This window comes from Pseudomonas peli (genome assembly GCF_900099645.1).
Taxonomy (GTDB): domain Bacteria; phylum Pseudomonadota; class Gammaproteobacteria; order Pseudomonadales; family Pseudomonadaceae; genus Aquipseudomonas; species Aquipseudomonas peli.
Genome location: NZ_FMTL01000004.1, coordinates 22,029 through 45,382, shown reverse-complemented (window position 1 = coordinate 45,382; position 23,354 = coordinate 22,029). Strand labels below are relative to the sequence as shown.

General features: G+C 60.9%; 24 protein-coding genes. 13 read left to right on the top strand and 11 right to left on the bottom strand.

Annotated elements, in window-relative coordinates; translation table 11 throughout:
- Positions 1–6: 6 nt before the first annotated feature.
- From BLO50_RS17360 to BLO50_RS17345, 4 genes are read right to left on the bottom strand one after another with little or no spacing between them, the layout of a single operon-like run.
- The gene (locus tag BLO50_RS17360) at positions 7–798 is read right to left on the bottom strand and encodes an SDR family oxidoreductase (protein WP_090255286.1); all 792 of its coding nucleotides are present in this window, start codon (positions 796–798) and stop codon (positions 7–9) included.
- Positions 799–807: 9 nt separating this feature from the next.
- Positions 808–1,461, bottom strand: coding sequence for an iron-containing redox enzyme family protein (locus tag BLO50_RS17355; RefSeq protein ID WP_090255284.1), 654 nt, complete (start codon positions 1,459–1,461; stop codon positions 808–810).
- On the bottom strand, positions 1,461–2,933 hold the full coding sequence (locus BLO50_RS17350; protein ID WP_090255282.1) for an AMP-binding protein: 1,473 nt from the start codon (positions 2,931–2,933) through the stop codon (positions 1,461–1,463). Before BLO50_RS17350 ends, BLO50_RS17355 begins: the two co-directional genes overlap by 1 nt.
- The gene (locus BLO50_RS17345) at positions 2,917–3,606 is read right to left on the bottom strand and encodes a thermostable hemolysin (RefSeq protein WP_090255280.1); all 690 of its coding nucleotides are present in this window, start codon (positions 3,604–3,606) and stop codon (positions 2,917–2,919) included. Before BLO50_RS17345 ends, BLO50_RS17350 begins: the two co-directional genes overlap by 17 nt.
- Positions 3,607–3,818: 212 nt before the next feature.
- Here BLO50_RS17345 and BLO50_RS17340 point away from each other — a divergent pair, with 212 nt between their 5' ends.
- The 3 genes from BLO50_RS17340 (at position 3,819) to BLO50_RS17330 (ending at position 5,494) form a co-directional block, all read left to right on the top strand.
- A complete protein-coding gene (locus tag BLO50_RS17340) occupies positions 3,819–4,232 on the top strand; it encodes a hypothetical protein (RefSeq protein ID WP_090255278.1) in 414 nt (137 codons plus the stop codon).
- A gap of 189 nt (positions 4,233–4,421) precedes the next feature.
- Complete coding sequence (locus tag BLO50_RS17335; protein ID WP_090255276.1) at positions 4,422–5,003, top strand: DJ-1/PfpI family protein; 582 nt, start codon at positions 4,422–4,424, stop codon at positions 5,001–5,003.
- Positions 5,004–5,191: 188 nt separating this feature from the next.
- Entirely contained in the window at positions 5,192–5,494 is a 303-nt protein-coding gene (locus BLO50_RS17330) for a ribbon-helix-helix domain-containing protein (RefSeq protein ID WP_090255274.1), read from the top strand.
- On the opposite strand, the gene BLO50_RS17325 is transcribed toward BLO50_RS17330, so the two are convergent.
- The gene (locus BLO50_RS17325; protein ID WP_090255272.1) at positions 5,491–6,501 is read right to left on the bottom strand and encodes a DUF4917 family protein; all 1,011 of its coding nucleotides are present in this window, start codon (positions 6,499–6,501) and stop codon (positions 5,491–5,493) included. The genes BLO50_RS17330 and BLO50_RS17325 overlap by 4 nt on opposite strands.
- A 5-nt stretch (positions 6,502–6,506) precedes the next feature.
- Entirely contained in the window at positions 6,507–7,442 is a 936-nt protein-coding gene (locus BLO50_RS17320; protein WP_090255270.1) for a DMT family transporter, read from the bottom strand.
- Between the two features lie 82 nt (positions 7,443–7,524).
- Between BLO50_RS17320 and BLO50_RS17315 the strand changes: the two genes are divergently transcribed.
- From BLO50_RS17315 to BLO50_RS17305, 3 genes are all read left to right on the top strand, one after another.
- Positions 7,525–8,037: a MarR family winged helix-turn-helix transcriptional regulator gene (locus BLO50_RS17315; RefSeq protein ID WP_090255268.1), complete on the top strand. Its 513-nt coding sequence runs from the start codon at positions 7,525–7,527 to the stop codon at positions 8,035–8,037.
- Positions 8,038–8,088: 51 nt separating this feature from the next.
- On the top strand, positions 8,089–8,430 hold the full coding sequence (locus BLO50_RS17310; protein ID WP_090255266.1) for an FKBP-type peptidyl-prolyl cis-trans isomerase: 342 nt from the start codon (positions 8,089–8,091) through the stop codon (positions 8,428–8,430).
- Positions 8,431–8,554: 124 nt separating this feature from the next.
- Complete coding sequence (locus tag BLO50_RS17305) at positions 8,555–9,589, top strand: sensor domain-containing diguanylate cyclase (RefSeq protein ID WP_090255264.1); 1,035 nt, start codon at positions 8,555–8,557, stop codon at positions 9,587–9,589.
- 85 nt (positions 9,590–9,674) lie between these two features.
- Here the strand turns inward: BLO50_RS17305 and BLO50_RS17300 are convergent, their stop codons facing one another.
- On the bottom strand, positions 9,675–10,328 hold the full coding sequence (locus tag BLO50_RS17300; protein ID WP_090255262.1) for a TIGR04211 family SH3 domain-containing protein: 654 nt from the start codon (positions 10,326–10,328) through the stop codon (positions 9,675–9,677).
- Positions 10,329–10,867: 539 nt separating this feature from the next.
- Between BLO50_RS17300 and BLO50_RS17295 the strand changes: the two genes are divergently transcribed.
- Complete coding sequence (locus BLO50_RS17295) at positions 10,868–12,586, top strand: cation:proton antiporter domain-containing protein (RefSeq protein ID WP_090255260.1); 1,719 nt, start codon at positions 10,868–10,870, stop codon at positions 12,584–12,586.
- Positions 12,587–12,646: 60 nt separating this feature from the next.
- Here the strand turns inward: BLO50_RS17295 and BLO50_RS17290 are convergent, their stop codons facing one another.
- On the bottom strand, positions 12,647–14,170 hold the full coding sequence (locus BLO50_RS17290; RefSeq protein WP_090255258.1) for a fumarate hydratase: 1,524 nt from the start codon (positions 14,168–14,170) through the stop codon (positions 12,647–12,649).
- A gap of 287 nt (positions 14,171–14,457) precedes the next feature.
- Between BLO50_RS17290 and BLO50_RS17285 the strand changes: the two genes are divergently transcribed.
- From BLO50_RS17285 to BLO50_RS17275, 3 genes are read left to right on the top strand one after another with little or no spacing between them, the layout of a single operon-like run.
- Positions 14,458–15,585 carry a GGDEF domain-containing protein gene (locus tag BLO50_RS17285; protein ID WP_090255256.1) on the top strand — a complete coding sequence of 376 codons (1,128 nt, stop codon included), beginning with the start codon at positions 14,458–14,460 and terminating at the stop codon, positions 15,583–15,585.
- Complete coding sequence (locus BLO50_RS17280; RefSeq protein WP_090255254.1) at positions 15,578–16,519, top strand: iron-sulfur-binding ferredoxin reductase; 942 nt, start codon at positions 15,578–15,580, stop codon at positions 16,517–16,519. The genes BLO50_RS17285 and BLO50_RS17280 overlap by 8 nt, the downstream gene beginning before the upstream one ends.
- A gap of 46 nt (positions 16,520–16,565) precedes the next feature.
- Positions 16,566–17,339, top strand: coding sequence for an enoyl-CoA hydratase (locus tag BLO50_RS17275; protein WP_090255253.1), 774 nt, complete (start codon positions 16,566–16,568; stop codon positions 17,337–17,339).
- A 61-nt stretch (positions 17,340–17,400) separates the two neighbouring features.
- On the opposite strand, the gene pyk is transcribed toward BLO50_RS17275, so the two are convergent.
- Positions 17,401–18,852 (bottom strand): pyruvate kinase, encoded by a 1,452-nt coding sequence (gene pyk, locus BLO50_RS17270; protein ID WP_090255250.1) that lies wholly within the window; start codon positions 18,850–18,852, stop codon positions 17,401–17,403.
- 88 nt (positions 18,853–18,940) lie between these two features.
- Positions 18,941–19,738 carry a tetratricopeptide repeat protein gene (locus tag BLO50_RS17265; RefSeq protein ID WP_090255248.1) on the bottom strand — a complete coding sequence of 266 codons (798 nt, stop codon included), beginning with the start codon at positions 19,736–19,738 and terminating at the stop codon, positions 18,941–18,943.
- Positions 19,739–19,887: 149 nt separating this feature from the next.
- Here BLO50_RS17265 and BLO50_RS17260 point away from each other — a divergent pair, with 149 nt between their 5' ends.
- From BLO50_RS17260 to BLO50_RS17250, 3 genes are all read left to right on the top strand, one after another.
- Positions 19,888–20,262, top strand: a complete 375-nt coding sequence (locus tag BLO50_RS17260) for an outer membrane protein assembly factor BamD (protein WP_090255246.1) — start codon at positions 19,888–19,890, stop codon at positions 20,260–20,262.
- Positions 20,263–20,472: 210 nt separating this feature from the next.
- Positions 20,473–20,895, top strand: a complete 423-nt coding sequence (locus BLO50_RS17255) for a DUF4124 domain-containing protein (protein WP_090255244.1) — start codon at positions 20,473–20,475, stop codon at positions 20,893–20,895.
- Between the two features lie 60 nt (positions 20,896–20,955).
- Complete coding sequence (locus BLO50_RS17250) at positions 20,956–21,318, top strand: PilZ domain-containing protein (protein WP_090255242.1); 363 nt, start codon at positions 20,956–20,958, stop codon at positions 21,316–21,318.
- Between the two features lie 85 nt (positions 21,319–21,403).
- Here BLO50_RS17250 and mqo read toward each other — a convergent pair whose 3' ends face one another.
- The gene (gene mqo / locus BLO50_RS17245) at positions 21,404–22,906 is read right to left on the bottom strand and encodes a malate dehydrogenase (quinone) (protein ID WP_090255240.1); all 1,503 of its coding nucleotides are present in this window, start codon (positions 22,904–22,906) and stop codon (positions 21,404–21,406) included.
- Positions 22,907–23,354 lie beyond the last annotated feature (448 nt).

The window sequence follows — 23,354 nt, the reverse complement described above, 5'->3', positions numbered from 1 at the left end:
GTCCTCTTAAGGTTTGCTGCGCGCAAAGCGCTGGATGATGGGCAGTTGTTTACGCAGGGCCTGATCGACCAGGCGCGGCAGCAGGCTGTTGAGGCGCACGAAGAGTTTCTCCGGCCAGCCCAGGTAGCGCTCCTCTTCCTCACGGCGTATGGCTGCCAGCAATTGCAAAGCAACGCTGTGTGGGTCGTCCATGGCGACGTTCAGCTCGTCGTTCATGGCCACCACCTGGGCGCCGTTCATGCGGGTTTGAGTGGCGCGTGGGGCGAAGTAGAGAACCTTGATCAGGGTGTCGGCCAACTCGCGGCGCAGTGCTTCTGAAAACCCGCGCAGGGCAAACTTGCTGGCGCAGTAGGCCGTGAAGCCGGGGTAACCGATGGAGCCGAACGTCGAGCCCAGGTTGACCACCAGGGCTCGGCCCTGTTGCCGCAGCAGTGGCAGCAGGCGGTGAGTCAGCTGCAAGGTGGCGGTTACGTTGAGTTCGATCAGCTCGGCGATGGCGGTTTCATCATGCTGCTCCAGCAGGCCGAAGTGATTGACCCCCGCAGCATTGATCAGCGTGTTGATGCCGCCAAAGCGCTGAGCGGCGGCGACCACGGCTTCACGGCCGCTGCGTTCGCGGATGTCCGCAGTCACCAGCGTGACTTTGCCGGCATGGGCCTCGGCCAGCGCTTGCAGGGGTTCGGGCTGGCGGCCAACCAGCAGCAGGTGGGCACCGTCGCGCAGCAGTTCGGCGACCAGTGCTTGGCCAATCCCACCACTGGCCCCGGTGATCACGGCGCGGCATTCAGGAATATTCATCGCTAGTCCTCAGGCGCTCAGCGGCAAGCTGCGGAACATATCGCCGTAGAGGCGATAGACCACTTTGGCGGTGTGCACCACGGCAGCTTTGTCGTCGTCGTTGTCGAGCTGATTCATCAGTTTTTTGAAGAATTCGATATGTTCCAGGTCCAGGCTGCCGTGGGAACTCAGGTAGCTGAAGGCCTTGTTCGGCAGTTGCAGCTTGTCCTGAATCACTCCGGCCACCTGGGTAGCCAAGGCAATGCTGGTACCTTCCAGCACATTGACCATGCCGAAGAAACTCACCGGGTTGTGCCGCGCGATGCGGTCGTAGACGTAGCTGACCATCAGCTCGGTCGGCAGCTTGGGCGTGCCGTGGCGCACCGCTTCTTTGTCTGCACCACACACGGCGATGTCGTTGAGCACCCATTCCTGGTGGCCCGTTTCTTCCTCGATGTATTCGCCGATAGCTTCGCGCAACCACTCCAGCCGTTCTGGCAAACGCGCGCCGCAGGCCATCAGCAAGGGCACGGTGTGTTTAACGTGGTGATAGGCCTCGGTGAGAAAGGCCACGTAGCTGTTCAGGCTGACGGTGCCAGCCATGGCCTGGGCAATGATCGGCGCACTGAGCAGGTAATTGCGCTCAGCGCTGGTGTGTTCAAGCAGGGATTCGTAGAAGCTCATCAGGCATCTCCATAGCAGGATTCGGTGGCCATCAATTGCTCGATGGCGTGCTGGTAGTGGTTAAGCAGGGCTGTACGCCGCAGGCGGCCATTGCTGGTGGCCAGCGCATTGGCACTGCTGAAAGGTTGTTCGGCGCGCAGCCAGTGGTGCACGCGGGCATAGTCGGGCAGGGCTTGGTTGGCCGTCGCCACGGCTTCGGCCAATTGGCTGTCAGGGGTATTCGGGAAGCGCGGCACCAGCACGGCAATGTTGCCGGGCAGTGCTTCGCCATGCAGCCAGGCCTGGGCGATTGGCAGTTGCTGGACCAACTCGGCCTCGACCCATTCCGGGTTTACGTTGCGGCCAAAGGCGGTGATGAACTGGTGTTTCTTGCGCCCGTGCAGTACTAGGAATGGTCCGTCGAAATGGCCCAGATCACCGGTGCCCAGCCACTCCTCGTCAGGGCATGGTTCGCCCAGGTAACCAAGCAGGCGTGGGCCTTGGACCATCACCTCGCCGTCTGTAGCCAGGCGTACCTGCAGGTGTGGCAACGGTTGGCCGACGGTGCCGATACGGCGGTTTTCCGGGGTGTTCAGGCACACCACTGAGGCGCACTCGGACAGGCCGTAGCCCTCGAACACCGGCAGCCCCAGGGCGTCAGCACGTTGCAGCAATTGGCTGGCGACGCGGCCACCGCCGACGGCGATAAAACGCAGGCTGCTCGGCAGGGGTAGGTGATTTTCGCCGGCGCTGACCAGCGCCAGCAGCAGTTGTGGCAGCAGGATCAGGCTATTGGGCTGCGCCTGAGCCAGGGCGCCGAGAAAGCGCGGCAGATCGAACTGGCTGGCACCGAGCAGACCGATCTGCGCCATCGGCATCAATTCAATCCGCGCCCCGGCCAACAAGGGCGCATAAACCCCGGCGATATTCTCCAGCAGGGTGGCCAGCGGCAGGACGCACAGGTGGCGTTCGACCGCGCAGCTGGCGCTGGCCTGCACCAGACTGCGAGCCACCGCCAGTTGTGTGGCGATATCCAGGCATACGCCTTTGGGTTGCCCGGTGGTGCCGGAGGTGTAGGTGATCTTGCAGGTACCGACTGGCAGCGTGCTGACCTGCGCCCGTGGGCGTTGCAGCATGCCGGCCGCGCTAGGGTTGAAACCCAGTGCGCTGAACAGTGCAGTGTTCGGGCCGATCAGGCAGTCGATGCTGGCACTGTCGAGCACATGGGCCTGCTGGCCGCTGGAGAAGAAGCCCGGCAGCGGCACGCAAACCAGCCCGGCATGCAGGGTGGCCAGGTCCCAGAGTACCCAGTCGATGCCATTGTCCAGCGCCAGGGCAACGCGCCGCGCGCCACTCTCCAGCAACAGTGCACTGCGCTGCTCGACCTCATTCAGCAACTGGGTGTAGCTCAGTTGCCACGGGCCTTCACGCAGGGCGCTGGCATCGCCGAGTGCGGCCAGGCGGTTGAACAGTGATTCAGCGGCAGGCCACATCGGGCATGTCCTCCAGGGCATAGAAAGCGTGGTGAGCCAGGCGCGGGTAAGCACCCAGTTGCAGCAGGCGTTGGTGACCGGCGTAGATGTCGCCGGCCATCACTTGCGGTTGGTTGGCGTAGTAGCTGCCCCAGTCGGCCAGTTCGTCGCCCACGCAATCCGGATTGGCCGGGCCCAGCGGTACGGGCGTCAGGCCCAGGCGCTGGAAGCTGTTGAGCAGGGCCAGGGTGCCGGTAAAGGTCACCCAGCGATAACCCAGCGCCACCAGCAGATCGGTCAGGGCGACGATCAGCAAACGCGCAGCGCCCGGGCTGCCCGCTGCCAGGTTACCGACCTCGACCAGTTGTGCCCGCTGTGGTGCATTGGCCACCTGCCGGGCGGCAATCACCTGTTCCGCCGGTTGCTGCAGGTAACGCTCAAGAAACAGCGGGCCACTGGCGGCACCGCGCAGGCCTACCGCGCCGAGCAGTTGCCCGTCGCGATCTTCCAGGCTGAGCAGGCAGGGCATGAAATGGCGGATTCGCGCTTGATGCTGAGCGGCGAAGCGCTCGCCGATAAAGGCTTCAATCCCCGCTCGGCGTGGGCTTTCGTGATTGGCCAGGTACAGGCTGAGCGGTTGCTCGCGGCCGATCTGTGCAAGTGCAGTGTTTTGATACACCCAAGGCAGCTCCATAAACGGAACCTCGTCTGTGAACTTGGGAGTGAGTATTTGCCTGCAGACTTAACGCCAAATTAAGTCGCAAAATATTCTGCGTAAGGTGGCTGCGGGCATTTCATCGCTTGCACTGCAAGCGCAACAGCCCATAGCCTGCTAGGCCTTGCCGGCAGATGGACTGCCGGCTGGATTTGCCCTGCTCTTAATCGCCAAAACGCTCGGAGATAGCTATGCCCCCTATGGATACTGAGCAACAACTGGCGGCCCGTCTGGCCATTCTGGAAAACCCTGACGCGCAGGACTGCACGGTGTATCGCGCGGATGACCAGGATCCGGAAGCCGAGGAAGTGGATCTGGGTGATGCCAAGGTGCTGTTCTGCGGCCCGTTCGAAGCCCCGGCCGATTGGGATGCTGCAGAGCGTGAAGATTATTTCGGCGACAGCGCGCCGGAGCTGTTCGTCAATGCGCGCATCGAGTGTGAAGCCAAGCCGGGTTCCAAAGGCCATTTCACCGTGGACATCGGTGACTACGTGGCCGCCCAGCCCGGCCTGGGTGAAGTCGTGATGTTCTATGTGCACGACTACCTGGAAGATGACAGCGGTTGCACCTATGTGCTGCTACGTGATGAGGAAGTGCTGGAGTAGCTGAGGGCACACTAGCCTGTCGTTGTAGGGTGCGCCGCGCGCACCAGCAGCCTGCATTGATGTGCATGGCACACCCTACGCAACGTTGGCTTGCTCGCAGTCGCGAGCGCTGTAGTACCGGGCTATTACCCGCTGCCGGCTGATCGGGATAACACTCTGTGCTTCTCAACCCAGAAAGGGAGTAGGCACATGGCAGCGAAGAAGATTCTCATGCTGGTCGGCGACTACGTCGAAGACTACGAAGTGATGGTGCCGTTTCAGGCACTGCTGATGGTCGGCCATCAGGTGCACGCGGTATGCCCGAACAAGAGCGCCGGACAGAGCGTGCGCACCGCCATCCACGATTTTGAAGGCGAGCAGACCTACAGCGAAAAGCCGGGGCATAACTTTGCCCTCAACTTCGACTTCGCTCAGGTCAAGGCTGAAAATTACGACGCCCTGGTGATCCCCGGTGGTCGCGCCCCGGAGTACCTGCGCCTGAACGCTCAGGTGTTGGCGCTGGTACAGGCCTTCGACAAGGCTGGCAAACCGATTGCGGCGGTTTGCCATGGCGCGCAATTGCTCGCCGCTGCGGGCGTGCTTAAAGGCCGCGAATGCAGCGCCTACCCGGCCTGTGGCCCGGAAGTCACCCTGGCTGGCGGGCGCTATATCGATATCGCTGTGGACCAGGCCCATGTGCAGGGCAATCTGGTCACCGCGCCGGCCTGGCCAGCGCACCCCAACTGGCTGGCCGCATTCCTTGGTCTGCTCGGTACACAGATCACGCTGTAAGAGCCTGTTTACGATCTTGCGAGCTAGAGCGATACAAGGCAAAAACAAGCGAGGAAGCGGAGTTTACGAATGGTAAATGAGCATTCCGAGCTTGTTTTTAACGCAGTAGCGCCGACGCGCAGCAGATCGTAAACAGGTTCTAAACTGCCGGGGCCAGTCAGGCCCCGCATTTAGGGAGGTGAGCCGCCATGTGCGAGCTGTATGTCAAAGCCGATCCGATTCTCTACGAATCCCGTTCCCGCTCGCTGCGCATCCGTGGCGTGGTCACCACCCTACGCCTGGAAAACCAGTTCTGGGACATCCTGCGCGAAATCGCCGAAGTCGATGGCATGACCACCAATCAGCTGATCACCAAACTGTATGACGAGGTGATGGACTATCGCGGTGAGGTGGTGAATTTCGCCTCATTCCTGCGCGTCAGCTGCACCCGTTACCTCAGCCAGCGCCGTGCGCCGGCCGAGCTAAGCCTGGTGCGTTCGATCCAGGCTTAAGCGTCAGTGGGGATGCGCAGCGCAGGGTCACCCAGCGGGTGGCTGAGCGCATCGAAGAAGCGCAGCTCCACTTGCTGTTCGGCGAACAGGCTGGCGTAGTGCTGCTTCTGCTGGGCGACAAACAGCGGGTTGTGCGGGTAGATCGAGATGGCCAGGGTTTTCACTCCGGCCTGTTGCAGTGCCTGGGTCAGGTGCTGGTCCTGCGCCGACAGGCTGTGGCCGAAGATACACAGCCGGTCCTTGGGCTGTGCCAACTGGCTGTAGCAGAACGCCAGGTAATCGCTGCTGCGGATGGCCTTGAGCTTGTCCGCGCTGCTGCCTTCATTAACGAACAGCGGAATATCGCCCAGCTGGTTAATGGCGAAGCTGGCCAGCAGGGTGCTCTCCGATGAATTGAGAATGCGCGTGCTGCCGTCGATGTTCTTTACCAGGTGCATGCCGCCATGCAGATAGAGCAGGCGCGTAGCATGGTCTTGGCGCTGGCTGTTGCCTGGGTCGAAGGTTGAATCCGCACCTCTGAACAGGTCTTCAAACGCGTCCGGTGCCTGCATCACGGCCCAGTAGTTGAGCAGGTCGTAATTGCCGGAATACACCGTCTGGTACTGGCTCAGCGCGCTGTTGATCTGCGCCAGGCTGGCGGCCTGCATCTGGCTCCAGGGGATATGCACCGCACGCACGGCGTGGATCAGCGCTTCCTTGATGGCGAAGTAGCGATGGCGCGGCGACGAGGAGTTGATGGTCAGCGCGGCATTGACCCGGATGCTGTTCTTCAGCGCGCTGAGCACCTGCTCGAAATTGCTGGTATCCAGGGCGCGGAACACGCTGAGTTCGGTCGGGCTGAGCGGGCGATTGCGCGTGGTCTGCGCCTCGTCGAACAGCGAGAAGTAGGCAAACTTGCGCCATACCGCCAGGCTTGCGCCATTGCCGATCAGCAACTCGGAAAAACCGATGCTGCTGTTCAGGGTGTTCCAGTCTTCCAGATCGCCAGTAAATGCCGGGGTTTGCATGGTCGCTAGTTGTCGCCTTGGGCCGTCGGGGTTGTGCAGCGCGCGACTTTAACATGGGGCGCGACAACTGCCGGCTTGGCCGCTGCGGCCCATTGCACCGCCAGAATGCTGCCCAGCACCGCAACCAAGCCCAGCAGCGCCACACCGGTGATGCTCTGCCCGAGCAATGCCCAGCCGAGAATCACTGCCACCAGCGGGCTGAGCAGCCCCAATGACGACACCGCCACCGGCGCGAGGCGAGCGATGCCGCGAAACCACAGCACATAAGCCAGCAATGCGCCAAACAACGACAGGTAGGCATAGCCCAGCCACTGCATAAGGCTTAGCGGCGGCAGCGGCGGGTCGATCAGCCAGGCCACCGGCAGCAGGAACAAACCGCCAATCAGCAGTTGCCAACCGGTAAAGGCCAGCAGCGGCACAGTCGGTCGCCAGCGTCGCGTCAGGTAGGTGCCGCTCGCCATGCAGGCAGTGCCGATAAAGGCGGCGGCAATCCCGATTGGGTCCCAACTCGCGTCAGGTACCAGCAGCAGGGCAGCCATCCCGGCGATACCCACAACGCTGGCGGCTACCGCCACAGATGCTGGACGTTGACCATCCATCGACCACACCAGGCCCATCACCAGCAGCGGTTGAATCGCCCCGACCACCGCCGCCAGTCCGCCGGGCAAGCGGTAGGCGGCAACAAACAGCAGCGCCTGGAAGAAGCCGATATTCAGCGCTGCCAGCACCAGCAAACGCGGCCATTCGCTGGGCCGGGGCAGGTAGCGGCTGTACAGCACCAGCAGCAGACCGGCAGGCAGGGCGCGCAGTAGCGCGGCGGTAAACGGCCGATCGGGTGGCAGAATCTCGGTGGTGACGATATAGGTCGAGCCCCAGATGGCCGGCGCTAAAGCCGTGATCAACACATCCAGCCAGGAGCTACGCGATGTTGAGTGGTCCATGCATTTGTCTCGCATTCAAGATAAAATGCGAAGCTAATAGCGACTTGTCTTGAGTTCAAGATAAATTTCCAAAGGTAAGCCAATGGCAATTCAGCGACAGATGGATGCGGTCGATGCAATTCTTCAGCAGTGGCACCGCGAGCGGCCGGATCTGGATGTCAGCCCGATGGGCGTGATCGGCCGGCTCGGGCGCTGTGCGGCATTGTTGCGGCGTGAGCTGGACAAACTGTTCAGCAGCTTTGGCCTGACCGCCTGGGAGTTTGACGTGTTGGCCACCTTGCGTCGCTCCGGCGAGCCTTACCGCCTGGCACCGACCACACTGTTCTCGACCCTGATGGTCACCTCCGGCACCATGACCCGGCAGTTGCAGCAGCTTGAAGCCGCAGGTTGGGTCAGCCGCCAGGCCAACCCCAGCGACGCGCGCAGCCTGCTGGTGCAACTGACTCCGGCCGGCCTGGAACTGATCGACCGCGCGGTAACCGCGCATGTCGCCAATGAAGCGCGCCTGCTGGCGCCGATTGCCGCCAGCGAGTTGGCGCAACTGGAAGCGCGGCTATCCGAGCTGCTGGCGGTGCTGGAGCCGACTGGCGAGTGATTTTCTGCAAACCCGGCCATAAGCAGGCCTGGCGAATAGACGAGGTGAGTAATGAGCAACGAACTGGTGATTGAAGATATTCAACTGGGTGACGGCAAGGAAGTGGTCAAAGGTGCGCTGATCACCACCCAGTACAACGGATTCCTCGAAGATGGCCGCAAGTTCGACTCATCCTATGATCGCGGCAAAGCCTTCCAGTGCGTGATCGGCACCGGCCGGGTGATCAAGGGCTGGGACCAGGGCCTAATGGGCATGAAAGTCGGTGGCAAACGCAAACTCTTTGTTCCGTCGCACCTGGGCTATGGCGAGCGTCAGTTCGGCGCGCATATCAAGCCGCATTCCAATTTGATTTTTGAGATTGAGCTGCTGGAAGTGCTGACGCGCGATGACTAGATAACTGTGAATCTGCAATGCGTTTCTGCCGCGGGTCTTTTTAGTTTGGTGAAGTCCAACACTGTTCAGTAAACCGCCGATTGGTCGACAATCGAGTTGCCCTCATAGCTGCCGGCGTATCCACATGGATCAAATACTTTCCCTGCTGTCTGAAACCATCCCCAAAGCGCGAACGCTGGAGCAACTCACGCGTCCCTTGCTGGCCTTGCTCAGTCAGGTCACCGGAATGGAATCGACATATTTGACGACCATTGATACCGAGGAAGGTGTCCAGCGGGTCGAGTTCGCCCGTAACGTGGGCGGCATGTTGATTCCCGAAGGGTTGGTCGTGCCGTGGGCAGATACGCTGTGCAAGCGGGCACTGGACGAAAACCGTATGTACTCGGACAACGTTGCCGAATGCTGGGGTGACTCGGAGGCCGCCGCCGCTCTGGGCATCAGAACCTATGTGAGCGCGCCAATCAGATCCGTGGATGGCCGGGTACTGGGCACCGTCTGTGCCGCGAGTTCGGATCAGGTGGCCCGTGCGCCGGATGTGGAACCATTGCTGATGCTGCTCTCTGGACTGCTGAGTTATTCCCTTGAGCGTGAAGTGCTGGTTGAGCAGCTGCAGGTTGCCAATGCCGAGTTGGCCACTCTGGCGCTGACAGACGCCCTGACGGGTTTGGCCAACCGGCGTGCCATCCTCAACGATGTCGCTCGTTTGTTAGTCCAGGCCCAGCGCGAACATTCGTACGTGCTCGTCGGGGTCATTGACCTGGATGGTTTCAAACTCATCAACGATGCCTATGGCCACCAGGCAGGGGATGAGTTTCTCCGTGGGGTAGCCACCCAACTGCAGCAGCGCCTCCGGAGCAGCGACACCATCGGGCGCGTCGGTGGCGATGAGTTCATCGTGATTGCGGTGAGCACGCCAGCCAAACATCTCGACCTGGCAAGTGATATGCAAACTGCCGTCCATCTCATGCAGGATCGCCTGACCCAAGCGACGGTAGGCCGATATGAGTTGGGTAATGGGCTTGGCCATATCGACTATCCCGGCGCGAGTGTTGGGGTGGCGGCGGTGCTGCCGGGCAGCATGACTGCGGACGAGGCTGTCATGCTGGCAGACCGCGAGATGTACAAGGTGAAACAGCAGCGTAAACGTCAAAGGTTGTAGGGGCGAGGTCTATCACTACAGGTCGCTATAGCCATTGCAAACATTGGCGTATGGCCCTGTCTGTGCGTGTCTCAGAGCCGAGGCACTAGACCCACTGATCATTGCGCTTGCGTCTTACCCGCAGCATGGTCGGCAGAATCAATCCAGCAAGCAGTCCGCCACCGGCGATGCCGCCGCCGTAGGCCATATAGCGCATCAGCACCTGCTGGTTTTCCTCGCCTAGCTGCGCTTGCAGTTCGCGCAACTCAGAGTTGGCTCGGCTCAGTTCGATATCCAGCGCCGAGCGCGCGGTTTGCAGTTCGTCGATCAGGCTTTTGCGTGAGTCGAGGGTTTCCTGCATGCCTTGTACGCGGGTTTTCCAGGTGTCGTTGATGCCTTCCAGTTCGCTGCTCAGCTGCGCCACTTGCTGTTCCAGCTGTGGCAGGCGTTCGGCCTGGCCGGGCACGTCTTGTAGGTCGCGGTTGGCAATCCATACCGCGCTGCCGTTTTCGCCACGCACCTGGCTGTAGTCGCCGGAAGTTTGCAGCAGGGTGACTTTCTGCCCGGAAACCAGGGTGCCGACGATGCGGTAGCCGTCGGTTGGGCCGCTGCGTACATAGGTGTTCAGGCTGTCACTGACCCAGCGTGTGTTGCTGACGGGCTCTTCGGCGTATGCAGTCAAGCTGCCTAGCAGGCAAGCGCTCAGAACGAGGTTGTGCAGCGGGCGGGTACATGAGGGGAGGTAATGGGATAGGGACATGGGCTGTCTTCATATAGCGATTGAATGAAACCCTGCAGGCAGGTGCGATAGCGGTCGGTCAGGCGCATTGCCGTGGACAGATGAGCGATCTGGGGCGCTGCTATGCAGTGGCCTGCTGGGCAAATGGCCAGCAGATCCACCCTCAGTGGCCGACAGCAGACAGACCCGTACGACGTGCGGGGAGTTCACTGCGTAATCGCGGATAGGGATGAGTGGCCAGCAATCGAGGAACGATTCATGCAGATAATTTGTGCGTTATAGCGGTAGAACGTATTGCCATTCGTCATGGCAGTGGTCGTGCGGCTAATTTTTTATTGATCTAAAGGATATTTTTATTATTCACTAAAAGCATTAGTAGCGATTATCTGTGCTGTTTGCCCTGCCAGCGATAAACAGCACCGAGGCCATGGATGGTCTGGCAGTTCGCCTGCCGTTTGCGTGCGCCATTGTGGGGAGCGTTTGCGTCCCGTTGAGGTGCTTGTGTTTGCCATGTGCAGGGCTGGCAAACCGCCCCAATCACCCATTGCAGAGGATTCTGAATGGAACACAACATCTCCTTGATCACCACCCTGGCAGGTGGTTTTGGTCTGGCGCTGATCTTCGGTTTTATTGCCGAGAAGATAAAACTGCCGGCGCTGATCGGTTATCTCTGTGCGGGCATTCTGCTGGGACCGGCAACCCCTGGGTTTGTCGCGGACATTCAGCTGGCCGCGCAGCTTTCAGAAATCGGCGTGATGCTGCTGATGTTCGGCGTGGGTCTGCACTTCTCCCTCGATGATCTGTTGTCGGTAAAGAAGATCGCTTTGCCCGGAGCGGTGGTGCAGATGGGCCTGGCCACGGTGCTTGGTATGGCAGTGGCGCACTGGTGGGGCTGGAGTTTCGGTGCCGGGCTGGTGTTCGGCCTGTCACTGTCATGTGCCAGTACCGTGGTGCTGCTCAAAGCGCTGGAGTCGCGCGGCATTCTTGAGTCCATGAATGGGCGCATCGCCGTCGGCTGGCTGGTGGTTGAAGACCTGGTGACCGTGCTGGTGCTGGTCTTGCTGCCGCCTTTGGCGGGTGTGCTGGGTGGTACGCCAACCGCCGAGATGGGCAGCGATCCGCTGTGGTACACCCTTGGCAAGACCCTGCTGCTGGTGGTGGTGTTTATCGTGGTGATGTTGGTGGCCGGGCGGCGCATTCTGCCCTGGATGATGATGCAGGTGGCCAAGACCGGTTCGCGTGAGCTGTTCACCCTGTCGGTGGTGGCATCAGCGATCGGGATTGCCTACGGCGCGGCGGCGCTGTTCCAGGTGTCCTTTGCCCTCGGTGCATTCTTTGCCGGCATGGTGATGCGCGAGTCTGACCTCAGCCACCGCGCGGCGGAAGAGTCACTGCCGCTGCGGGATGCCTTTGCGGTGCTGTTCTTCGTCTCGGTTGGCATGCTGTTCGACCCGCTGGTACTGATCAAGGAGCCGCTGCATGTGCTGGCGGTGGTCGGCATTATCGTGATCGGCAAGACCCTGGCGGCGGCGGCCTTGGTGCTGGCCTTTCGTTACCCGTTGAATACAGCGCTGACCGTGGCGGCGAGCCTGGCGCAGATCGGCGAGTTCTCCTTCATCCTGGCCGGATTGGGCATGACGCTAGGGTTGTTGCCGCAGGAGGGCATGAGCCTGGTGCTGGCCGGTGCGCTGATTTCGATTGCCCTGAACCCAGCGCTGTTTGCCCTGATCAAGCCGCTCAAGGAACTGGCGCTGCGCCGCTCGGCTCTGGCGCGCAAACTCGAGCACCGCGAAGACCCACTGGCCGTGCTGCCGATGAGCACCGAGCACAAGTACCTCAAAGGGCAGGTCGTGGTGGTCGGCTATGGCCGGGTTGGGCGGCGGATTACCCGCAGCCTGGCCGAGCGCAATATCCCCTTCGTGGTGGTTGAGCAGAACCGTGAGCGCGTTGAACAGATTCGTGGACAGGGCTTGGTGGCTGTAACGGGAGACTCAGCCGAGCCCGATACACTGATCCAGGCGCATATCGCCGATGCCGCGATGCTGGTCATCGCCACCCCGGACCCGATGAACGTACAGCGCATGGTGGAAACGGCGCGGGCGTTGAACCCGGATATCGACGTGGTGATCCGTACTCACAGCCCGGATGCGGTGGAGATGTTCCGCAAAGACGGTCTGGGGCAGGTGTTCTTTGATGAGGAAGAGCTGGCCCGCGGAATGAAGGCGCACATTCTGTCGCGCTTATCGCCACCGGCTGAGGCGGCGAGCAAGGCCCATTAAACCGACCTCTTGAACAACAAACCCGGCACATGGCCGGGTTTGTTGTATTTGCCGCAGGGCTTACTTGATCTCGACGGCCAAGCTGTCGTGGATCTTTTTGTTCCAGATCGCAGGCCCCGTGATATGCACCGACTCGCCCTTGGTGTCGACCGCCACGGTGACTGGCATGTCTTTCACGTCGAACTCGTAGATGGCTTCCATACCCAGTTCGGCGAAGGCCACCACGCGCGACTTCTTGATCGCCTGGGCGACCAGGTAAGCAGCGCCGCCGACAGCCATCAGGTACACGGCCTTGTTGTCCTTGATCGCTTCGATGGCAATCGGGCCGCGCTCGGACTTGCCGATCATGCCCAGCAGGCCGGTGCTTTCGAGGATTTGTCGGGTGAACTTGTCCATCCGCGTGGCGGTAGTCGGGCCGGCTGGGCCGACGACTTCTTCGCGTACCGGATCAACCGGGCCGACGTAATAGATAAAGCGGCCTTTGAGGTCCACCGGCAGCTCTTCGCCCTTGTTCAGCATGTCGACCATGCGCTTGTGCGCGGCGTCGCGGCCGGTGAGCATCTTGCCGTTAAGCAGCACGGTCTCGCCTGGCTTCCAGCTCTGCACATCTTCCGGGGTCAGGGTGTCGAGGTCGACGCGGCGTGCGCTCGGGCCGGCTTCCCAGACGATTTCAGGGTAGGCCGACAGGTCCGGCGCTTCCAGCTCGGCCGGACCGCTGCCGTCGAGCACGAAGTGGGCGTGACGGGTGGCGGCGCAGTTGGGGATCATGCACACCGGCAGGCTGGCGGCGTGGGTTGGGTAATCCATGATCTTCACGTCGAGCACGGTGGTCAGGCCGCCGAGGCCCTGGGCGCCGATGCCCAGCTGGTTAACTTTTTCGAACAGTTCGAGGCGCATTTCCTCGATCTTATTCTGCGGGCCGCGGGCTTTCAGCTCATGGATGTCGATGTGCTCCATCAGCACTTCCTTGGCCATTACCGCGGCTTTCTCGGCGGTGCCGCCGATGCCGATGCCGAGCATGCCCGGCGGGCACCAGCCAGCGCCCATTTCCGGAACGGTCTTGAGTACCCAGTCGACGATCGAGTCGGACGGGTTGAGCATGGCCATCTTCGATTTGTTCTCGGAGCCGCCGCCTTTGGCTGCGACGTCCACTTCCACCTTGTCGCCGGGGACGATGGAGTAGTGGATGACGGCCGGGGTGTTGTCCTTGGTGTTCTTCCGCGCGCCAGCTGGGTCGGCGAGGATCGAGGCGCGCAGGACGTTTTCCGGCAGGTTGTAAGCGCGGCGTACGCCTTCGTTGATCATGTCGTCGACGCTCATGGTGGCGCCGGTCCAGCGCACGTCCATGCCGACGCGGATAAAGACGGTGACGATGCCGGTGTCCTGGCAGATCGGCCGATGACCGGTGGCGCACATGCGCGAGTTGATCAGGATCTGCGCCATGGAGTCGCGCGCGGCGGGGGACTCTTCGCGCAGGTAGGCCTCATGCATGGCCTGGATAAAATCCACGGGGTGGTAATAGGAAATGAACTGCAGGGCGTCGGCGACGCTCTGGATCAGGTCGTCTTGCTTGATCACGGTCATGCTTGGCGCTCCTTTTTGTAGGGGAGGAGTAGGGCAGGAACTTCGAACTGCGCAGGGTCACGGCCCTGCGCAGTGCTATCAAGGTCAAAGGACATAGCCAAAGCACAAGATAAAAAGGCGCGGCAGTATACCGCGCACACCGCCAGGCGGACACCTGTGGCGGCCCAGACCATGGTCGCTGGTCGGCTATTTGAGCCGACTAATGACGCGGTAGCGGCCTAGGCATTCTGTGATCACAAGGGTAGAGTGGCGGCTAGATGCCAGCATGGGACGGAGCCCATAAACCCATGAGCCTAAGTAGCCAGCGGGTAACCCAGCGATCTCTGCAAAGCCTGCTGCTGAAGCGTTTCGGCATGGCAGTGGCGACCTATGCAATGACTGGGCTGCTGTGCTGGGCCGCTATATTCGCTGGGCTGTTTCATGCCTCGCCTCTTACGGCGCTGACCATCACTGCCTTGGCCGCCGCTAGCCAGCTGGTGTTCCTCGTGCTGTTTCTGTCCCACTTCAACCTGCGATTGTCCGACCCCAGCCTGACTGAACCGCAGGTGCTGGTGGCGTTGGCCTGGCTGACGGTGCTGCTGTCACTGTTCAGCGAAGGGCGCGGCAGCATGCTGGTGATTTACCTGCTGATCATGCTATTCGGCGTGTTTCAGTTGCCGCCGCGGGTCTTCGCTCGTTGCGCGCTGTTTGCCTTCTTCGGCTTTGCCGGCCTCAACCTGTATGAAGCCTATACCCTGCAGTTGAATGAGCCACTTGCGGCCTTTATGCAGGCGTGTGTGCTGGCCGTAGTGCTGGTGTGGCTGTGTCTGTTTGCCAGTTACGCCCAAGCTATGCGTCAGCGAATGCGCCAACGGCGTTTTGCCCTGCAGGCGCATCAGGACACGCTGCGTGGCATGATGCGTCAACTGGAAGACCTGGCCGCTACGGACGAGTTGACCGGCCTGTGTAATCGCCGGCACTTCCTGCGTCTTGCCAGTCGTGAACTGGAAGGGCTGCATCATGGGCGTCAGCATGGTCTGGCGCTGCTCGATCTGGATCATTTCAAGCGGATCAACGATATCCATGGTCACGCTGCCGGGGACCGCGTTCTGCAAACGTTCGCTGCTGTCGCCCGCGCCTGTCTGCGCGACGGCGATGTGGTAGCCCGCTACGGCGGTGAGGAATTTGTGTTGTTGTTACCCAATACCGAAGCCGATCAGTTCACCGCATGCTGCGAGCGCTTGCGTGAGGCCTTTAGCCGCGCCGAGCCGCTGGGCGTGAAGGTGGCCAGCCTGAGCGTGTCCATCGGCATGACGTTGCTGACCGTGCACGATGATCTCGACGAAGCCCTGCAACGTGCCGATCAGGCGCTGTACCAGGCCAAACGCGACGGCCGTAACCGTTGCGCGGCGACCTGGGAGGATGTGGATGCCTGAGTTACGGGCCGCTGATCGCTGCCTTGATGTCGCCCCCGCCAGTAACCTGCTGGACAGCCTACTGGCTGCCGGCATTACCGTGCCCTACAGCTGCCGCGCCGGCAGTTGTCATGCCTGCCTGGTGCGTTGCGTGGGCGGCGAGTTGCTCGATGGCAAGCCGGAAGCCCTGGACGATGCGCGGCGTGAGCAGGGTTGGCGCCTGGCTTGCCAGTGTCGTGTGGTCGAGGACGTGAGCATCGAGGTATTCGACCCGCTGCGCGATGCGGTCCCTGCCGTTATTCACAGTTGCGATTGGCTCAGCAGCGATGTGCTGCGTCTGCGTCTGACCCCACAGCGGCCGCTGCGCTACAGTGCCGGCCAGCACCTGCAACTCTGGACTGAGGACGGTATAGCCCGACCCTATTCGCTGGCCAGCTTGCCGGGCGACGATCCTTGGCTGGAGTTTCATATTGACTGTCGACACGGCGGTGCCTTTGCCACGGCAGCGCGGGCGTTTCAGCCGGGTGGCAGCCTACGATTGGGCGAATTGCGCGGTGCGGCGCTGCACTATGACCCGGACTGGCAAGCCCGCCCGCTGTGGCTGATGGCCTCTGGCACCGGCTTGGCGCCGCTCTATGGGGTGCTGCGTGAGGCAATACGTCAGGAGCATCAGGGCGTCATTCGGATTATTCACCTGGCCCATGATGCGGCCGCACATTATCTGGCTGAGCCCTTGCAGGCTTTGGCTGCCAGCCATCCGCAGGTGCAGGTCGAGCTGCTGGTGGCGGCCGAGTTGCCGGCTGCTTTGGCCGAACTGCGCCTTGTTTCACGGCAAACCATCGCCTTACTCTGCGGCCACCCCGACAGTGTCGAAACTTTTGCGCGCCGCCTGTATCTGGCGGGTTTACCGCGCAGCCAGGTTTTCGCTGACGTCTTTTTGCCCCACGCGCGCTAGCCGTTCAGGTTCTCAGCTCGCGGGTGGCCTGCCGTGAGGATTGATGATGAGCGAGCACCTGCTGGTAGAGCGTGAACAAGGGCTGTTGACTCTGCGCATGCACCGCCCTGACAAAAAGAATGCCCTGACCCGCGCCATGTACAGCGGTATGGCCGAAGTGCTGGTGCAGGCCGATCAGGATAAAAGCGTGCGCGCCGTGCTGATCACCGGCGGCGACAGCTGCTTTACCAGCGGCAATGATGTCGCCGACTTTATCAAGGCGCCGCCCACCGGGCTGAACAGCGAAGTGTTCCAGTTTATGCAGGCGCTGTTCGAGTTCAGCAAGCCAGTGGTGGCCGCCGTCAACGGTCCGGCGGTGGGTATCGGCACGACCATGCTGCTGCACTGCGACCTGGTCTATGTCAGCCGTGATGCCACGCTGAAGATGCCCTTCGTCAACCTGGGCCTGTGTCCTGAATACGGCTCTAGCCTGATCCTGCCGCGCCTGCTTGGCCACGCCCGCGCTGCCGAACTGTTGCTGCTCGGGCAGAGCTTTACCGGTGAGCAGGCCGCCGCCTGGGGCATCGCTAATCAGGCGCTGGATAGCGGCGCGGCAACCCTGGCCAAGGCCCGCGAAATGGCCCTGCGCTTCCAGCAATTGGCACCGGCTGCAGTGGCGGACAGCAAACGCCTGATGCGTGCGCCGGATCGCGAGCAACTGCGCCGGGTTATCGAGGAGGAGGGTGCATTGTTCGGCCAGCGTCTGCGCTCGCCGGAAGCCATCGAGGCGCTGACCGCCTTTATGCAGCGGCGCACGCCCGACTTCAGCAAGTTCGCCTGATGCCTTGAGGCAAACAAAAAGGCCGCTCGATTGAGCGGCCTTTTACGTTGCGGCGAAACAGTTACACGAGCGCTTCACCCACATGTAGCAGCTTCATGGTGTTGGTGCCGCCGATGGTGTGGTAGCTGTCGCCCTTGGTCAGGATTACCCAATCACCAGTCTGCACCACGCCGCGCTTAAGCAGTTCGTCCACTGCGGCCTGGCTGACTTCCGCCGGTTGCAAGGCGGCTGGATCGAACGGCACGGTGTAGACGCCGCGGAACATGGCCGCGCGGGCCTGGGTTTCGCGGTGCGGAGAGAAGGCGAAGATCGGCACCGAAGAACGGATGCGCGACATGATCAGTGGGGTGTAGCCACTTTCGGTCAGCGCGATGATCGCTTTAACACCGGGGAAGTGGTTGGCCGTGTACATGGCTGCCAGGGCAATGCTTTCGTCGCAGCGCTCGAACTCGGTGCCCATGCGGTGGCTGGATTTCTTGCTGGTCGGGTGCTTTTCCGCGCCCAGGCAAATGCGCGCCATGGCCTGCACGGCTTCCAGCGGGTAGGCACCGGCGGCACTTTCCGCCGAGAGCATCACCGCATCGGTGTAGTCGAGCACGGCGTTTGCTACGTCGGAGACTTCCGCGCGGGTCGGCATCGGGTTCTGGATCATCGACTCCATCATCTGCGTCGCGGTGATCACTGCCTTGTTGTGGCGGCGCGCGTGCAGGATGATTTTCTTCTGGATGCCGCACAGTTCGGCGTCGCCGATCTCCACACCCAGGTCACCACGAGCAACCATCACCGCATCACTGGCGCGGATCAGGCCGTCGAGGGTTTCGTCGTCGGCTACCGCTTCGGCGCGCTCGATCTTCGCCACCAGCCAGGCGGTGCCGCCGGCTTCGTCGCGCAGCTTGCGCGCGTAATGCATGTCGTCGGCATCGCGCGGGAAGGACACGGCCAAGTAATCCAGCTCCATCTCGGCAGCCAGTTTGATGTCTGCCTTGTCTTTCTCGGTCAGCGCCGGCGCAGTCAGGCCGCCGCCACGGCGGTTGATGCCTTTGTGGTCGGACAGCGGGCCGCCGATGATCACTTCGCAGTGCAGGGCATCTGCGGTGGCTTCCATCACGCGCATGACCACGCGGCCGTCGTCGAGCAGCAGCTCATCACCGACGCCGCAATCCTTGACCAGGTCCGGGTAGTCGATGCCGACGATGTCTTGCGTACCGGCAGTCAGCGGATGGCTGGTGGAGAAGGTGAAGCGGTCGCCCAGCTTGAGCTCAATGCGCTTGTTGGCGAATTTGGCGATACGGATTTTTGGGCCTTGCAGATCACCCAGTAGCGCTACGTGACGGCCGTGTTTGGCCGCCAATTCGCGCACCAGCTTGGCGCGGGCTTTGTGCTCATCGGGCGAGCCGTGGGAGAAGTTCAGGCGGGCGACATCTAGACCAGCGATGATCAGTTGTTCAAGCACCTCTGGACTGTTGCTAGCGGGGCCGAGGGTGGCGACGATTTTGGTGCGGCGAAAGGTCATGCACAGACTCCTGAGTGGCAGCTGCGCATGAGGCTACTATGCCGCAACCCTGTAGTCATTGTTCCTCTGTACTACCTTGGCCCACCTGCTAGCGATTAAGTGCCTGATCCAGATGACGGGCGGCCTTGGTGTTTAGGTCGCTATTGGGGAATTGCACCAGTAGACGACGCAGGTAGGTGATGGCCTTGTCGCGGCTGGCCTGTGGGTTGTCTGGTGCCAGGTACATCAGACCGAGTTGGTACAGGGCTTTTTCCTTGATGTCTGCAGGGATGCCGGGGTCGCTCAAGGCCAGCAGGTACAGCTCTTCAGCTTCACCGACGCGATTTTTCAGTACGGCGCGGCGCGACAGCAGGGTCATGTCGGTATCGAGGCTGGGCTTGTACAGGTCCAGTTGCTGGTTGGGCTTCCAGTGTGCCAGCAGTTCGCGCGAGGTCTTGTGTACGGGCTCGTCTGCGCGCTCGCGGATCATCACAATCCGCGCCTCGGCCCGTTCGGCAGCCCGGCTGGATGGGAACTGGTTAAGCACCTGATAGAAGTAGTTGAGCGCTTTATTGTCGTCGCGCTGATCGTTGAAGCGGTTCATATAGAGCAGACCGATCTGGTACAGCGAGATGGCACGCACCTCATCGCTGAGCTTCTCGTCACGGTAACCAGTGAGGTACAGCTGCTCGGCTTGTTCGCTTTTGGCGTCGCGTATGGCCTGGGCACTGTAGGTCAGCAGGTCGCCTTCATCCTCAATGGCAGCGAGCATGCGGTTGTTCTTCAGGGTTTTGTATTCCACCACTTCGTTGGTGGTGATCTGCGCAATAAACAGCGGCGTGGTGGGCGAGCAGGCGCTCAACAGAACGGTACACAGCAGCACTAACAGGCGAGGTGACGACGACATGACAGCTCCTGGGCGCAATGGCCGTTGCGCGCCAGTCTAGCCAGGCGTGTGTGCGGCGGCCAAGTGGCTGGCGGCATTACCCATCAGAGGATATGTTGCTGCAGAATTTTCCTGAGCAGTCGATACACTGCTCATCGGAGGAGAGGCTTATGCGCATACTGTTTATTGTTCTGCTGGTGTTGGGGGTGGCGGGGTGCAACCGTTACTCGTTTGATCACCACCTCAATAGTGCCTATGAGGCCTATGACCGTGGCGAGTGCGAAGCAGCGATCCTGTCGCTGTCCAAGGCCGAGCGCAACAGCCGTTCACGGCGTTACATGCAGCCGGAAATATCCCTGCTGCGCGGCCAATGCCTGGAGCGTCAGGCGCTGTTTGTTGATGCCATGCATACCTACCAGTTCATCGTCACTAATTACCCGGCCAGCGAGTACGCTTATCGCGCCCGCGCACGCATGGATACTCTGCGCGAGCTGGGACATGAAGGCGCCGGTGCGGCGGTCAAGGTCACCCCGGTCAAGCCCTGACCGCTGGTCGTTACAGGCCATAGAAGGCTCTACTCGGCAGTAAGCTGAGGTTTTATAACCTGCTCACGATCTGCTGCGCGTCGGCCCTACTGCGTTAAAAACAGGCTCGGAATGCTCATTTACAGCGAGTAAACTCCGCTTCCTCGCCTGTTTTTGCCTTGTATGGCTCTAGCTCGCGAGATCGTAAACAGGTTCTTAGGGAGGGAATCCATGCGCGTCTTGTTGTGCCTGTTGTTATTGCCGGGGCTGGCGGCTGCGGAAATCTATCGCTGGACCGATGCCAATGGCCAGGTGCATTTCGGTCAGCGTCCAGCGGCGGTGGGGGCCGAAAAGGTCGAAGTCAAACCGCAGGTGGTCGAACGCGATCAGCTGACCCGTGAGCGCGAAGAGCGTACCAATCGTTTTTACGATGCACGCCGCGACGAGCAGGCGCAGGTTTCGGCTGTGGCTGCGGAAAAACAGGCCAAACGCGCCGAGGAATGTCACGAGCTGCGCAAAAAACTGGCCTCGATCCCTGAGGGGCGTAGCTATTACCGCACCGAGGCGGATGGTCAGCGCAGCTATTACAGCGATGAGCAGGTTGATACCGCCCGTCAGCAACTCCAGAGTCGGGTGTCTGAACGCTGTTCCTGAAACTGGTTTAAGCGCAGTAGTGAGGCCATACTCAATGGCCATCAATAGCGATTTGCCACTATGCAAAAGCATATTCAGCGCAGCATCGAACGCCATCAACTGCCCTACTACCTGAAGGTATTCAATCGCATCACCGACAAGCCCATGGGCTATATCGGTAATGTCTCATTGGACGGGTTGATGTTAATCAGTCAGCTACCCCTGTTAGTGGGCGCGCGTTTTGATATGCGTCTGAAAATTCCTGGGCACGATGCCCCGCACTACATCGACTTTTCGGCCACCTGCCAATGGTCCCGAGAGGATGTAACGCCCGGCAGTTATGACTCGGGTTTCGCCCTGGTCGCGCCCCCAGGTGATTACGTCGAGATGGTTGATGCCTTGCGGCATTACTTCAGTTTCCGGCCGATGCCCGCATCCGCTTAAATACGCGATTAGCCTGAAACGGCCTTCAGCGAATGAAAGGCAATAAAAAACCGCCCCGAGAGGCGGTTTTTTATTGCAGTACGGTTTAGGCGCTGACGGTTTGTTCCAACTGCAGCAACGCGTCGGAGCGCGATTGCACTTCGCGGTAGCGCTCGGCATCGCTGGCGAGCACTGCGCCCATGGCTGGGAATATCTCGTTCAGCTTGCTGCGCCACTGCTCTGATTTGGCCTGCGTGCCGAAGCAACGCTGGATCAGGTCGAGCATGATTGACACCGTGACCGAAGCGCCTGGCGAGGCACCGAGCAGCGCGGCGATGGAGCCGTCTTCGGCCGCGACCAGTTCGGTCCCGAACTGCAGGATGCCACCGTTCTTCGCATCCTTTTTGATGATCTGCACGCGCTGACCGGCGATTTCCAGGCTCCAGTCCTCGGCCTTGGCCAGTGGATAGAAACCGCGCAGGGTTTCCAGGCGCTGGGCTTCGGATTGCAGCACTTCCTTGACCAGGTAGCGGGTCAGGTCGAAGTTGTCGCGCGCCACGGCCAGCATTGGGGCGATGTTGTTAAAGCGAATCGACAGCGGCAGATCAAGGAACGATCCACGCTTGAGGAACTTGGTGGTGAAGCCGGCATAGGGGCCGAACAGCAGCGAGGTTTTACCGTCTACCACGCGGGTGTCCAGGTGAGGTACCGACATCGGCGGCGAGCCCACAGCTGCCTGGCTATAGACCTTGGCCTGATGCTGTTTGACCACGTCCGGGTTGTCGCAACGCAGCCACTGGCCGCTGACCGGGAAGCCGCCGAAGCCTTTGCCTTCCGGGATGCCAGACATCTGAAGCAGCGGCAGCGCCGCGCCACCAGCGCCGAGGAAGACGAATTTAGCCTGGATCTCGCGGTTGTTGCCGCTTTGCAGGTCCTTGACGCTGACCCGCCAGCCTTGGCCGCTGCGCTTCAGGCCAACCACTTTTTGGTTGCAGGAAACCTTGGCATCAGCTTGCTGGCCGAGGTGTGCGAGCAGGTGCGTGGTCAGGTTGCCGAAGTTGACGTCGGTGCCCGCCATGACGCGAGTGGCTGCGATTGGCTCGTTCGGGTCGCGGCCCGGCATCATCAGCGGCATCCACTCCGCCAGGGTGGCTTTGTCTTCGGTGTATTCCATGTCCGCAAAGGCATGGTGCACGGTCAACGCCTGGAAGCGCTTCTTCAGGTAATCGATACCTTTCTGGCCGCGAACGAAGCTCAGGTGTGGCACTGGATTGATGAACGATTTGGGCGAACCAAAGCGGCCTTTCTCGACCAAGTAGGCCCAGAACTGCTTGGACTCTTCGAACTGAGTATTGATGGTTACCGACTTCTTGATGTCGATCGAACCGTCCGCCGACTCCGGCGTGTAGTTCAACTCACACAGGCCGGCGTGGCCGGTGCCTGCGTTGTTCCAGGGGTTGGAGCTTTCAATTGCCCCCGATTCCATCATTTCGAGCACTTCCAGCTTGATCGCCGGATCGAGCTCTTTCAGCAGTACGGCCAAGGTCGCACTCATGATGCCGGCACCCACCAGCACCACATCCATTGTTTCGTAATCGTTTTGCGCCATTACCACTTCTCCGCAAACCAGCACTCAATAGACGTTCGTCAGCTTATGTATGCACACAGCCAATCAGCAGTCGGCGAGACGCTCAGGGTTGAGGGAAGCAGGCTTCTGGAAGCATATGCCAACCGCGAGATCGTTCATTTTCGCCACACTCTTGTGAAGTTTTCCAAACCGTTCTTTCCACGCTCTTTTGGAGTCGTGAACCTCAAAACACGTCTGCTGGGCACGCTTCTCTACGACATAGGACGGCCATGCAGCGATTGCAGGCGCTATACGTGGGAGTAAGCGGCAGCCGGAAGGCAGCGCGAAGTGGGCGACTCTCTGGGGCGGAGCTGGTGCAATGGAGCATCAGCGATACGGCAAGGCCCGAACAGGAGGCGTCCTTATAATCGGGGCGAGATTATAAGGGCAAAGCAGGAAAATTGATCGCCTAGTGTGACTTTTCTTCTTC

What these genes read in the sequence shown, in the direction of transcription:
- BLO50_RS17350 (WP_090255282.1), bottom strand. Translation starts at nt 2,933, where the DNA reads ATGTGGCCTGCCGCTGAATCACTGTTCAACCGCCTGGCCGCACTCGGC.
- BLO50_RS17305 (WP_090255264.1), top strand. Translation starts at nt 8,555, where the DNA reads ATGGATCAAATACTTTCCCTGCTGTCTGAAACCATCCCCAAAGCGCGA.
- BLO50_RS17285 (WP_090255256.1), top strand. Translation starts at nt 14,458, where the DNA reads ATGAGCCTAAGTAGCCAGCGGGTAACCCAGCGATCTCTGCAAAGCCTG.
- BLO50_RS17325 (WP_090255272.1), bottom strand. Translation starts at nt 6,501, where the DNA reads ATGCAAACCCCGGCATTTACTGGCGATCTGGAAGACTGGAACACCCTG.
- BLO50_RS17310 (WP_090255266.1), top strand. Translation starts at nt 8,089, where the DNA reads ATGAGCAACGAACTGGTGATTGAAGATATTCAACTGGGTGACGGCAAG.
- BLO50_RS17255 (WP_090255244.1), top strand. Translation starts at nt 20,473, where the DNA reads ATGCGCGTCTTGTTGTGCCTGTTGTTATTGCCGGGGCTGGCGGCTGCG.
- BLO50_RS17335 (WP_090255276.1), top strand. Translation starts at nt 4,422, where the DNA reads ATGGCAGCGAAGAAGATTCTCATGCTGGTCGGCGACTACGTCGAAGAC.
- BLO50_RS17265 (WP_090255248.1), bottom strand. Translation starts at nt 19,738, where the DNA reads ATGTCGTCGTCACCTCGCCTGTTAGTGCTGCTGTGTACCGTTCTGTTG.
- BLO50_RS17355 (WP_090255284.1), bottom strand. Translation starts at nt 1,461, where the DNA reads ATGAGCTTCTACGAATCCCTGCTTGAACACACCAGCGCTGAGCGCAAT.
- BLO50_RS17295 (WP_090255260.1), top strand. Translation starts at nt 10,868, where the DNA reads ATGGAACACAACATCTCCTTGATCACCACCCTGGCAGGTGGTTTTGGT.
- BLO50_RS17260 (WP_090255246.1), top strand. Translation starts at nt 19,888, where the DNA reads ATGCGCATACTGTTTATTGTTCTGCTGGTGTTGGGGGTGGCGGGGTGC.
- BLO50_RS17280 (WP_090255254.1), top strand. Translation starts at nt 15,578, where the DNA reads ATGCCTGAGTTACGGGCCGCTGATCGCTGCCTTGATGTCGCCCCCGCC.
- BLO50_RS17330 (WP_090255274.1), top strand. Translation starts at nt 5,192, where the DNA reads ATGTGCGAGCTGTATGTCAAAGCCGATCCGATTCTCTACGAATCCCGT.
- BLO50_RS17345 (WP_090255280.1), bottom strand. Translation starts at nt 3,606, where the DNA reads ATGGAGCTGCCTTGGGTGTATCAAAACACTGCACTTGCACAGATCGGC.
- BLO50_RS17250 (WP_090255242.1), top strand. Translation starts at nt 20,956, where the DNA reads ATGCAAAAGCATATTCAGCGCAGCATCGAACGCCATCAACTGCCCTAC.
- BLO50_RS17275 (WP_090255253.1), top strand. Translation starts at nt 16,566, where the DNA reads ATGAGCGAGCACCTGCTGGTAGAGCGTGAACAAGGGCTGTTGACTCTG.
- mqo (WP_090255240.1), bottom strand. Translation starts at nt 22,906, where the DNA reads ATGGCGCAAAACGATTACGAAACAATGGATGTGGTGCTGGTGGGTGCC.
- pyk (WP_090255250.1), bottom strand. Translation starts at nt 18,852, where the DNA reads ATGACCTTTCGCCGCACCAAAATCGTCGCCACCCTCGGCCCCGCTAGC.
- BLO50_RS17315 (WP_090255268.1), top strand. Translation starts at nt 7,525, where the DNA reads ATGGCAATTCAGCGACAGATGGATGCGGTCGATGCAATTCTTCAGCAG.
- BLO50_RS17340 (WP_090255278.1), top strand. Translation starts at nt 3,819, where the DNA reads ATGCCCCCTATGGATACTGAGCAACAACTGGCGGCCCGTCTGGCCATT.
- BLO50_RS17290 (WP_090255258.1), bottom strand. Translation starts at nt 14,170, where the DNA reads ATGACCGTGATCAAGCAAGACGACCTGATCCAGAGCGTCGCCGACGCC.
- BLO50_RS17300 (WP_090255262.1), bottom strand. Translation starts at nt 10,328, where the DNA reads ATGTCCCTATCCCATTACCTCCCCTCATGTACCCGCCCGCTGCACAAC.
- BLO50_RS17360 (WP_090255286.1), bottom strand. Translation starts at nt 798, where the DNA reads ATGAATATTCCTGAATGCCGCGCCGTGATCACCGGGGCCAGTGGTGGG.
- BLO50_RS17320 (WP_090255270.1), bottom strand. Translation starts at nt 7,442, where the DNA reads ATGGACCACTCAACATCGCGTAGCTCCTGGCTGGATGTGTTGATCACG.